The sequence below is a fragment of the Clostridium sp. DL-VIII genome (assembly GCF_000230835.1).
Lineage (GTDB): Bacteria > Bacillota > Clostridia > Clostridiales > Clostridiaceae > Clostridium.
On record NZ_CM001240.1, the window covers coordinates 1,515,634 to 1,527,419 of the forward strand.

General features: G+C 31.7%; 15 protein-coding genes. All 15 read left to right on the top strand.

Features of this window, described 5'->3' with window-relative positions:
* Positions 1-17: 17 nt before the first annotated feature.
* The 15 genes from CDLVIII_RS06895 (at position 18) to CDLVIII_RS06965 (ending at position 11,731) form a co-directional block, all read left to right on the top strand.
* Entirely contained in the window at positions 18-1,226 is a 1,209-nt protein-coding gene (locus tag CDLVIII_RS06895; protein WP_009168717.1) for a phage portal protein, read from the top strand.
* A gap of 14 nt (positions 1,227-1,240) precedes the next feature.
* Positions 1,241-2,059, top strand: coding sequence for an HK97 family phage prohead protease (locus tag CDLVIII_RS06900; protein ID WP_009168718.1), 819 nt, complete (start codon positions 1,241-1,243; stop codon positions 2,057-2,059).
* An 11-nt stretch (positions 2,060-2,070) separates the two neighbouring features.
* On the top strand, positions 2,071-3,318 hold the full coding sequence (locus CDLVIII_RS06905; protein WP_009168719.1) for a phage major capsid protein: 1,248 nt from the start codon (positions 2,071-2,073) through the stop codon (positions 3,316-3,318).
* 17 nt (positions 3,319-3,335) lie between these two features.
* Positions 3,336-3,596, top strand: a complete 261-nt coding sequence (locus CDLVIII_RS06910) for a hypothetical protein (RefSeq protein WP_009168720.1) — start codon at positions 3,336-3,338, stop codon at positions 3,594-3,596.
* A 17-nt stretch (positions 3,597-3,613) separates the two neighbouring features.
* On the top strand, positions 3,614-3,883 hold the full coding sequence (locus tag CDLVIII_RS06915; RefSeq protein ID WP_009168721.1) for a phage gp6-like head-tail connector protein: 270 nt from the start codon (positions 3,614-3,616) through the stop codon (positions 3,881-3,883).
* 10 nt (positions 3,884-3,893) lie between these two features.
* Positions 3,894-4,223: a phage head closure protein gene (locus tag CDLVIII_RS06920; RefSeq protein ID WP_009168722.1), complete on the top strand. Its 330-nt coding sequence runs from the start codon at positions 3,894-3,896 to the stop codon at positions 4,221-4,223.
* 1 nt (position 4,224) lies between these two features.
* Positions 4,225-4,680, top strand: coding sequence for a hypothetical protein (locus tag CDLVIII_RS06925; RefSeq protein WP_009168723.1), 456 nt, complete (start codon positions 4,225-4,227; stop codon positions 4,678-4,680).
* A gap of 2 nt (positions 4,681-4,682) precedes the next feature.
* Entirely contained in the window at positions 4,683-5,180 is a 498-nt protein-coding gene (locus CDLVIII_RS06930) for a DUF6838 family protein (protein ID WP_009168724.1), read from the top strand.
* A gap of 12 nt (positions 5,181-5,192) precedes the next feature.
* Positions 5,193-6,314 (top strand): phage tail sheath C-terminal domain-containing protein, encoded by a 1,122-nt coding sequence (locus tag CDLVIII_RS06935; RefSeq protein WP_009168725.1) that lies wholly within the window; start codon positions 5,193-5,195, stop codon positions 6,312-6,314.
* 16 nt (positions 6,315-6,330) lie between these two features.
* Positions 6,331-6,762 carry a phage tail tube protein gene (locus CDLVIII_RS06940; protein WP_009168726.1) on the top strand — a complete coding sequence of 144 codons (432 nt, stop codon included), beginning with the start codon at positions 6,331-6,333 and terminating at the stop codon, positions 6,760-6,762.
* A gap of 57 nt (positions 6,763-6,819) precedes the next feature.
* The gene (locus CDLVIII_RS06945) at positions 6,820-7,281 is read left to right on the top strand and encodes a hypothetical protein (protein ID WP_009168727.1); all 462 of its coding nucleotides are present in this window, start codon (positions 6,820-6,822) and stop codon (positions 7,279-7,281) included.
* A gap of 185 nt (positions 7,282-7,466) precedes the next feature.
* On the top strand, positions 7,467-9,719 hold the full coding sequence (locus tag CDLVIII_RS06950) for a phage tail tape measure protein (RefSeq protein WP_009168728.1): 2,253 nt from the start codon (positions 7,467-7,469) through the stop codon (positions 9,717-9,719).
* Between the two features lie 10 nt (positions 9,720-9,729).
* A complete protein-coding gene (locus CDLVIII_RS06955; RefSeq protein ID WP_009168729.1) occupies positions 9,730-10,500 on the top strand; it encodes a cell wall-binding protein in 771 nt (256 codons plus the stop codon).
* The gene (locus tag CDLVIII_RS06960; protein ID WP_242835850.1) at positions 10,485-11,417 is read left to right on the top strand and encodes a hypothetical protein; all 933 of its coding nucleotides are present in this window, start codon (positions 10,485-10,487) and stop codon (positions 11,415-11,417) included. The genes CDLVIII_RS06955 and CDLVIII_RS06960 overlap by 16 nt, the downstream gene beginning before the upstream one ends.
* Positions 11,418-11,425: 8 nt before the next feature.
* Positions 11,426-11,731 (top strand): DUF2577 family protein, encoded by a 306-nt coding sequence (locus CDLVIII_RS06965; RefSeq protein WP_009168731.1) that lies wholly within the window; start codon positions 11,426-11,428, stop codon positions 11,729-11,731.
* Positions 11,732-11,786: the final 55 nt, after the last annotated feature.

The window sequence follows — 11,786 nt, forward strand, 5'->3', positions numbered from 1 at the left end:
GATTTTATCTGCGAAAGGTGGTGAGAAATATAGGAATATTTAATAGTATAAAAAACTTTTTTCAGCAAGATCAACTGACAGCAACAAAACTTATAAATATGCTTAACCAAGGTTACTCCATACTTCAAATAAATAGACAATTATATGACATTCCAGAAGTAAGAACAGCAATTAATTTTGTGGCTGAAAAAATAGCATGTGTACCTTTTTATCATATACGTGGAGATACAGAGGGCAATATGACAATGGTTAATGATAGTTTTCAATATGTTTTGAATGTAAGAACTAATAAGTATCAAGGCCCTCAAGTATTTTGGACTCAAATGATTACAAATTATCTTGTAGCAAACAATGCTTTTGGAATGCCAGAATGGAATGATAATGGAACTTTAGCAGCTATATATCCACTTCCATTTACTCAATTTGAATTTACTCAAGATGAAAATGAAAAATTGATAATTGTCTTCAGTGGAAATTTAAATTATGCATTTTATTATGATGATATTATCCACTTACAAAGATTTCCGACATTTAAAGGCGGAGCACCTAAACAAGCTACAGGAAACTATACAAAGATAGTTGGAACTATGCAGAATCAAGCAGTTGGAGATAGTGAAACAAATGGAAGAATATCAGCATTATTGCAGGTTAAAGCTTCTTTAAAATCAAGTGATATGAAGAAAAAGCTTGATGAATTTAAGCAGACATTTCTAACTTCTGAAAATACAACAGGAATGGGAATGATAGGAGCTGAATATGAACTCTTACCATTTAATTATAAAAGTAGCCCATTAAATACCGAATTATTAACTGAAGTTATAAAACAACTTTATAACTACTTTGGGCCATCTTATGAAATTATAAATGGTACTGCTGACGAATTAGATTATGAACAGTTTGTAGATAATAAACTTAAACCAATAATATATCAAGCTGAAGAGGAATTGACATATAAATTATTTTCAAGTAATGAAATATACTTCAATAACAAAATTCAAGCTGAAACAGTTGACTTGGAGATAAGTACATTAGCAGCAAAAACAGCATTCTACAAAGAAATGGTTTATGGAACAATCATGAATAGAAATGAAATAAGACGGAGATTAGGAATGCCAAGAGGTCCAGCTGAACTTGACAAATTCCTTGGAAATAAGAACTTTGAAACACTTGAACCAGGAATTTATGAAGTTGGAGGAACATTAGACAATCCGAATGATGGAAAGTAAAGGAGGAAATTAGTTTGGAAATTAAAGAAAAGAAGTCCCCATTAATAGCTTCAAACAAAAGAAAAGTTAATTTTGAAAATACAAAATCAAAATTTAGAGCTTCAACCGAAGAAATAAATGGACAACAGGTAAGAACATTAAAAGGATATCCAATACTTTTTGATGTTTATGGGCATCCATATATGGGGAGCAATTGGGTAGAGAAAATAGACAAAAATGCGTTGGCAACTGTAGATTTTTCGAACCTAGTAATACTGTTTAATCATGACAGCTCAATGGTATTAGGAAGAATGGGTAAAAATCTTACTGCTGTTATTGATGATGTTGGCTTGTTTATAACTGTTACATTAGGGAATACAGCTCTTGATGATTATGTCTATGACAGAGTTGAAAGAGAATTAGTAGATGGAATGTCATTTTGGTTTGATAACCAATCAATGGTAGCAACTGACTGGGAAAATAAAATTGATGTTGTTACAAAAATAAATCAAGTTTATGAAGTTAGTATTGTAACATTTCCAGCTTATGAGCAAACAGTTGTTATAAGTGATAATAACCAAAGTAGTGGAAATGCATTAACCAATAGCACATGTAACTTAGCATGTCCTAATTGCACGTGCCCTAAAGTAGATAAACCATGTATTACTTGTAATTACAATTGTTCTCAATGTGAAGTATGTACATGTCCTGTAAATAAGGTTATGAGTACGAACACAAGTAATAATAATACAAACACCAATGATGATACATCAATGGGTATGGATATGAACACCAGAAATGAAGAAGAAGAAAGTAAAAAAGAAGCATTATTTAAATTTATTGAATGCATGTAGGAGGGAATAAAATGAAATTAACACAAAAAGAAATAGCAGAACTTAAAAGGGAACAAACAGAACTTGAATCAAAGAGATCAGAGTTAAAAGAAAAATGTAAAAATCATAGAGATATGTCAGTTGAAGATTTAAATGGAGCTGCTGAAAACATACGCTCAATATCAGCAAGGCTTGATGAAATAGGAACACAACTAAAAGACGCACCAGTTGAAAAAAGAGGAGGACTTGGAATGTTAAAAGATTTAAAGGGAAATGAAATAACAGAAGAAAATTACAGATCATCGGCAAAGTATAGAGATGCGTTTTATAGAAGTTTCTTAAACAATAAAGTAAGTGAAGAGGATTCAGAAATAATGGCTTTTGGTAAAAGAGCTGTTACTAGCATGAATGGAGAGAGCGTTACAACAGGAAGTGAATATCTAGTACCTCAAACAACTTTAAATAATGTTTATAGTGTTATAAAACAATATGGTAAGTTATATAGTGCTATAACTAAGTTTGGTTTTACTGGAGATGTATCATTACCAATAGGTACAGTAGATTCACCAACAACTGATAATGCAGATGGAAGTGCAACTCTTACATTCTCATTTACAGAAGTTAAGATAAGTCAAATGGCAGTTGTAGCTACCATAGTAGTAAAAAATTTATTGCTTAGAAATAGTATTCCAGCATTTGAGCAATATTTATCAATGGAAATAGGAAAGTATATAGGGCTTTTATGTGAAAATTATGTATTGAATGGAACTCTTGATACTTCAACATTTGAAGGAATTATAACAGCTATAAAAGTAGCACCTTCGCAGGCTAAAACTTATTCAATATTAGATTGGAAAGGTATAGCTGGAATAATGGGAAGTGTAGAAAGTCCTTATGGAGATAATGCAACATGGGTAATGAAAAGAAGTACGTTTTTTAATAGATTTTTTGCATTAACTGATTCTACAGGTAAACCAATAGTTACTGTTTCACCATTAATTCAAGGCTTACCAGGTCAGGACAATTATGGAACTGCTACACCGTATCTAATTGCAGGACAACCTGTAATATTTACTTCGCAAATGCCAGATACTGATGGCATATTATATGGAGATTTAAGCACATATATAGTAAATGAATCAGAATCATTTGTTATAGAATCCAATACTTCTGAAAAATTTAGTGAAGATAAGACAGTATGGAGAGGTAAACTATATAGTGGCGGTAAAGGAACATTCCCTAAAGAAACATTTGCATATTATTCATATAGTGCATCTTAAGAAAGGAGCGGTAATTAATGGCTAAAGCTAAAAATGTGCCAGAAGATGTAGTGATAGAAGATACTACGGAAATCAAAAGTGAAACAGAAAATGTAGTAATTGAAAATGCTACAGAAATAAAAAGAGACGAAATAGTAATATACTTTAAGGCTATTAAACCATTAACAACTCAAGAACATGAGAATCTACATGAAAAAATAGAAGTTGAGATGAAAAGTTCAGGACTAAAAGTTATATTAGTCCCTTTTCTTGTAGATTTAGTTGATAGCCAGGATTAGAAAGGAGTAAATTTGGTATGGATGATCAAGAAATACTCGATAAAGTTAAACAAGGATTAAGTGTCGATGGAAATGATACTGATGAAACACTAAAAGTTAAGATTATGGCTGTCAAGCAATATATGATGAATGCTGGAATAGCCCAAACAACCATTGAAACTGAATTAGGTATTGCAGCTTTAACTATAGGAGTTAATGATATATGGCAATTATCACCTGGAGAAATAAAATTTTCATTTGCTTTTGAAATGTGTTTTATACCACAATTACAAGCAATAAGTATATGATGGTAATGCTATGCAAGGAAGATTAGATAAGAGAATAGTTGTATGGGGAAATATAGAATTTGATAATGAGATTGACGAAAAAGATTTTGGACCAAGAGAAATAAAAACTATTTGGGCACAAATAATCCCACAAACAAGTTCATTACAAAAACAACAGACTGATACAATACTTTCTAATACGACACATAAGGTTATAGTCAGATATGGAGCCGGAAAAGATATTACTCAAGATATGTGGTTTATTTATCAAGGCCATAGATTAGATATTAAATATGTACTAGATCCTTATTTTTCGCATCAATTTCTTGAAATATTCTGCGAAGAGATCATAGGAGGATAATATGAGTAGTGATGGATTTGATTTTAGTGAACTAACTAAATTTGAAAAAAAGTTAGTTGAAAAAGCAAATGATACTATGCCAAAAGAAAGCAAGAAATTCATAAAAAAAGAAGGTAATAAGCTAAATAAAAAAAATAAAGCTGTATTTAAGAGTAAAGGAATAGAAGAGAAAACAGGAAATTTAATTAGAGGATTTAAAGCAGGAAAAGCCTATAAATACAGAGGTGTTTGGTCTGTAAGAGCTCTTAATAGTAGTCCCCATGTTCACTTAATTAATGATGGATATATGTGGACTCCACATAAAAAAGTTGCAAGAGGGCAATCGCATAAGCAAACTGGAGAGGAAAAATTTATTCCTGGGTTTCATTTCATGGAAGAAGCAGCGAAAGCATTTGAAAGTGGTTATTATTCAGATGTTGAAGAATTTTTGCAAGAAGTATTTATAAAGGGGTTATAACTATGATTACACTGAAACAAATAAATAAGGCTATAAATAATGTTATACAAGCTGCATTAGTAAATACAGAATTTGCAGATGTTCAGGTAAGAACAGAAGATACTAAAGAAGATATAAAAAAAGATGTAGATGGATCATATATAAATGCTATAAGGCCATCAATAAAAGTAACATTTGATACTATACAAGCAGGAAAATTTAATAGTCAATTAAAAGAAAGAACTCTTCCAGTAAGGGTTTATTTTTTTGCTAAAGATAGGTACAAACCTAAATTAGATAATTTAGCAATGGAGGATTTATTAGTAAATACATTTTTAGAAGATGTAAAAGTCACAGATACATTTTACATGCCAATTGCTGAAGATGGAGAGATACAGTGCAGCACAACTGACGGTGTATTACAGGTTACTTTTGAGTTATATTCCCTTGAAGAAATTTATGACGATTCAAATTTAGAGAATATAGAAGAGTTAAATTTCAACTTAAATTTAAAAGAATAGGAGTGATGATTAATGACAGTAGAAATGCCAAACATAGATGTAAGCTTTAAGCAAAAGGCAAATTCACTCGTTGATCGTAGTGAGAGAGGTTACGCAATCCTTATTATTAGGGATGATACCGTTAAGACATTTGATTATAGAGAATATGACATAATTACTGATGTTAAAGAAAATGATTATTCGTCAAGTAATTATCAGTACATTAATGATATATTTGCATTTGCACCGTATAAAGTTTGTATAGTTAGGATAGATGCTACAGCAGAAGAAGGGGAAACAGCTCCAACTATAGCGGATGCATTAAATATTGTTTCGCAGAATGTTGCGACTGGATGGATTACTATTGGAAATGGTTCAGCAGATGATTTTACTACGTTATCAAGTTGGATAAAAACTAAAGCAACAATGGAAAAGAGAACTTATAAGGCTGTAGTTTTTAATGTCACAATTGCACCAGATGAAAAGCATGTAGTTAATTTTGTAAATGACCATGTGACTTTTTCAGATACTACAAGAGGAGAAGTCGAAGGAGTACATTATTGTCCAAGCTTAATAGGAATATTAGCTAAATGCAATATTAGTCAAGGTTGTAACTATTTTAAATGTACAAACCTTAGTAAAGTCACTGAGGTTGATGATAGGAATGCAGCTCTCGGAGCTGGTAAATTTATATTAATTAATGATGGTGCTAATGTAAGAATTGCACGTGGAATTAATTCACTGATAACTACAAATGGTACTACTATAACAGAAGATATGAAAGAGATTGAAGTTGTTGAAGCTATGGATCTTATGCAAGATGATATATCAACAACATTTAAAGAAGATTATCTTGGCGGTGGATATAAGAATAAATATGATAATCAAATTTTATTTATATCAGCAGTTAATGGTTATTTTAAAGAGTTATCAGCAGAGGGGACTGACGTTTTAGATGGAGAATATGACAATAAAAGTGATATTGATGTGGAAGCACAGAGAGCTGCATGGATAGCTGCCGGAACTTCAGAAGCTTCAGGATGGACAGATTTACAAGTCAGAAAGAATACTTTTAAAAGAAGTTTATTCTTAACTGCAAATGCAAAAGTATTACAAAGCATGGTTGATTTGAAATTTGCAATCAATTTAGCTTAAGGGAGGTATTTAGATTATGGCAAATCAAGCTTTAGCTAATAAAGTTTTAACAGGTAGTAGCGGTAATTTATGGTTCAATGGTCAGCTTTTAGCTAATTTAAGTAAAATTGAAGCCAAGGTAAAAGGTGACTTTGAAAGTATTGAATTTTGCGGAGATAATGCAACATATAGTAGATATAATGGTTGGAGCGGTGAAGGAACTATTACTGTAAAAAAAGTAGACAGTACAATATGGAAGATTTGTGCTGATGCATATAAAAGTGGAGTTATGCCAGATATTAAATTAATATCGAGTTTAACTGACAATGCCACTGGGAAAAGTGAAAAGGCAAGTATAGAAGGAGTAGTAATAACTGAATTTTTGCTTGCCGGTTTTGAGTCTAAAAAAATAATTGAAGAAGAATTTCCATTTAATTTTGGAGATTTTGAACCAATTGAAACTATTTAAGATGCTTTTAATTAAGCATCTTTTTAATTTTAATATGAATATTTGGAGGAATTTATTATGGAAAAAAATTTAAAAGAATTTGATGAAAAGCAGGAAGAAAAACAACTAAAGAAATTATCTTTAGAGGAATTCATAAATCAGGGATTAGAAAGAGAATCAAGTAGAAAGAAAGAAGCAGATATTCTAATAGAAGGCTGGGGAGTAATAACATTTATTAAACCAACTGAAGATAATTTACTAGAATTCTTAAATGCACAGGCAAATGCTATAAAAATGAATAAAAATGAAGAAATCATAGGAACAAATTTGAGAGCTATAACTGAAGCAGCAAAAGACTTTATTTATTTTTCATGCCCTTTTTTACAAAATCCAGAATTGCATAAAGCATGGGGAATACAAGATCCATTGGATGCACCTATTAAAGCTTTTGGAGTTGAAAATTTACCTAACATAGCAAATCAAATTAAAGATACTTTCGGAGATGGCAAGAAAACTAAGAAAAAAATAAAAAACTCATAAGAGGGAATGACAAAGGAGATATAGGGCCACTATTTTGGCTCTGTTATTTCTTTGAATGTGGTCATTCTCTCGAATATTTATGGAATCTTCCTGAAACTCAAAAGGAGGTTTTAAAAGAATATGTTCTTTACAAAAATGAATTAATGAATGCCAAACCACCAAAAACTTAATAAGGATGTGATAATTTGGCTTCAAAAGTAATTAGTACGATTTTAAATTTAAAAGATAATTTTAGTGATACAATTCAAAACGTTGCTAAAAATACGCAATCTTTTAGAAATGGAATGAAAAATACTGAAGATCAAGCTTTGAACATGAAAAAAACTGTTTCTAATGCATATGATACCATTGGACAATCTATATTAAGAGGTATTGGCGTTGGTGCGGGAATGGACATTTGGGAACAAATGAAAGAAGGAATTGTTGAAACAGTTACTTTTGGTAATGAGCTTCAAAAATCTTTAAATGGTATTCAAGCAGCAACTGGAATAAGTGATGATGCATTAGGAAGCATGCGAGATACTATGCTTGATATTTATAATGATAATTTCGGAGAAAATTTTGACGAAATTGGAGAAGCAATTAAAGGCATAAGGCAACAAACAGGTGCTAGTGGTGATGATTTAAAAGAATTAGCAGAAGATGCATTTGCATTAAGAGATACCTTTGGCATAGACGTAAATGAATCTATAAGAAGTGCCAATACGATTATGAACCAATTTGGAGTAGATGGTGAGAATGCTTTTAATTTGATTGCACAAGGGAAGCAAAAAGGATTAGATTTCAGTGATGAAATGGTTGACTCTATTAATGAATATAGCGTGCAATTTAAGAAGGTTGGTTTAAGTGCTCAAGATATGTTTAATATTTTTGCAAATGGAACAGCTTCAGGGGCATTTAACCTTGATAAAGTTGGAGATGCAGTTAAGGAATTTTCTATAAGAGCAGTTGATGGAAGTAAAACTACAACAGATGGTTTTACTCAGCTTGGATTTAATGCAGCCGATTTGTCAGCTAAATTTGCACAAGGTGGAGATATTGCAAGAAGTTCATTTGAAAATGTAGTTAGTGCATTAGGTAATATGCAAGATCCATTAAAGCAATCTCAGATTGGTGTTGAGTTATTTGGAACTCAATTTGAGGATTTGGGTATAAATGCAATTGAAAGTTTAGGGAATTTAAATGGTTCGATTGATAGCACATATGATGCAATGAGTTCTATTAAAGATATTAAATACAATGATATAGGCAGTGCATTTGAAGGAATAAAACGTAATATTCAAACGAGTATTTTAGTTCCAATATCTGATGAGGCGCTGCCGAGACTAAATGATTTTGCTAATTGGTTTAAGGATAAAATACCAGGAGTAAAAGAGACTATTTCAAGTGTCACAGGTGAATTTTTAAATGTTGCAAGTAATATTTTAGATACTGATTTACCAGCATTGCAGAACTTAGGTAGTTCCATTGGAAATTTAGCTAAAACAATATATGATAGTGTTGCGCCTGCTTTCGACTCAATAAAACCAGATAGCTGGGACTCTGTTGGAGATGCAATAAAGGATATTATAGATAGTTCAACAAAAGTTGTAGATTTTTATAGAAATAACTGGACTACAATAAAGCCGATAATAGAGGGCGTTACAATGGCTGTAGTGGCGTGGAAGCTTGCAATTATAGCGGTTAATACATGGACAAAGATAGTTTCTATCACTACTAAAGCGTGGGAAACGATAGAAATGATTATATGGGGCATTAAGAATGCAACAAACGCATGGGAAGCTGCACAATGGGCTCTAGATGTAGCTATGGATGCAAACCCAATAGGAGTTGTAGCGCTTGCAATAGCGGGTTTAGGTTTTGTTATATACGAAGTAGTTAAACATTGGCAAGATATATATAATTGGATTAAATGGGTTTGGGGAATTCTTGAGGATAATCCAATATTGCTATTTATAAGTGCTGTATTAAATCCTTTTGGAACTGCTTTATTAGCAATTGTAGCTAATTGGGATAAGATAACTGGAGCGATTCAACGAGCTTATGATTGGTTTAAATCATGGACAAATAAATGGAACAATACAACCTTAGCAGATAAAGAGGTTAATATTACTGGAAATTATTCAAATGTTGATACATCTAATGCAGATCAAGTAACATTTAATCCTTGGGGATGGAAAGCTACAGGAACACAATATGCTACTGGTGGACCTACAATAGTTGGAGAACATGGACCAGAAGCTATTGACTTACCAGGTGGTGCAAAAGTTTATACAGCAAACCAAACTAAGAAGATATTAAATGGAAATGGTAATAATGGAATGAACATATATGTAATAGTTCAAGGCAATATGGTAGGAAATGAAGAGTTTGCAAATCAAGTAGGGCAGCATGTTTATAATCAAATTCAATTAGGAATGGTTAATTCTAAAGGTTAGGAGGTAATATATGAGCGGATATAATATATATGTGAGTGATTATAATAGAACAAAAGTATTACAATTTCCTACGATACCTAAAGAGCTGCCAGCCTTTTCTAGTGAGAGTAAAAATGAAGAATTCGAGACTTATTGGGATATACCATATAACTTTATTGATAAAAAAGGATTATTGCAAGGCTCTTGGGACGATTGGTTGCCACGTGATGCAAGTAAATATTATTATTGCAAAAGCAAGGTCAATGGAAAAGAAATTATTGATTTAATTGAAGATGCTAAAACCAATGCCGAACCAATTAGGTTACTTATTACTACAAAGGATGGTAATTATGTAAATGATACTTTCAGTGTTGAAAAGTTCGAACATCCAATAATGAAAAATGGCGATTATAAATATAGCTTAGATCTTAAACAATGGAGAGAGTATAATGCTACAATAACTACTACGTCAACTACAATTGGATGGCAGCAGGATTCCACTGGATGGTATTACTATTATGATACAGCAGGGAGTTACTATTCTGATTCATGGCAGTTAATAGATAATGAATGGTATAGTTTTGATCCTCAAGGATATGCAAGGCAAACTACTTGGCTACAGGATGGAGGAAACTATTATTGGCTTAAAGAAGACTGCAAAATGGCACGTAATGAATGGGTATATTATAACTATACATGGTATTATTTTGGTTCAGATGGTGCTATGTATTATGGTGGAACATACAATATAGACGGAACTGATTACACATTCGATGATAGCGGCGCATGGATAGAAGGTTAGGTGATATTATGTATAAATTAATGGTTAATGGTGTAGATATAATAAACGATAGCAATACTATTACATGGAGCAGTGATTCGGATTCTTTAGGGACTCAATTAAGTTTTGATAGCATAAAAGAAATACCAACTGGAACTGTAGTGCAATTATTAAATGATGATGTAGAGATCTTCAGGGGGATTACATTAAAGCCAACTCAAAAAAGATGGACATGGTCATATACTTGTCAAGATTATAGCTATTATTTAAAGAATGACAAAATACCTATTAAACAATTTAATGGAATAGCAGCTAGTGATGCAATTAATGAATTATTAAATGAAGCTTATTTAACTGGTGAAGTAGTCAATATTCCTACGATTATAGATCAATATTATTCAAATACTAATAGAGACAGCATGATTGAAGATATTTTAAAGCAGGCTTCTGATGACCAGGGCACGACTTATTTTAAGGAAATACAAGGTGCGACAACATATGTATATGATATTGCTGATATGAAGATTTCTCCGGATATTATTCTACCTAAAGAAATTAATATCGAAGCCAGTATGGAAAATATGAAAAATGTAATAGTTGTAATCAGTGGAAACGGAGATAGCACAGTAATACAAGCTACTGCACAAGATACAAGTAAGCAAAATTTCTATGGTATTTTAACTGATGTAATAAGTGTAGATGATAAGAATATAGCACAGGCTCAGAATATGGCTGATAATGCTTTAGCAAGTAGTAATAAAATAGAATATCAGTCAACCTTTGAAGTTGTAGCAGTAAGCGGTGGTGATGATATTAAAGCTAACCGCTTAATTTATATACATGCAGGAAGTAGGCTTAATGATTATTATAAGATAAAAAATGCACAACATACACTGGCTAAAGGAAAGCATAAAGTAAATATAACAATAACTTGGTAGGTGATATTATGGATGATTATAGAGTTGGATTTGCTAAAATGTTTAATGATAGAAATAATGTAGATTCACCTCAATTTCAAATTGGAAAAGTAGTTTCTTTGAATCCATTAAAAATTTCAATATCAGATGGAGCAGCATATTTCACAGAAGGCCAAAATTTAAAAGTTTGTGAAACTCTTAAGATAATGACAGGATCAATTGTCATTAATGGAGAATCGCAAACTTTTTCTATTACAAGAAATTTAAATGTTAATGATGAAGTATTGTGTTTTCCATTAAATAAGAAATATTTTATAGCTTTTGATAAGGTATAGAAACGAGGTGAGAGGGTTGTTTCCCAATCAGAATATAGTAAACACGACGACACAA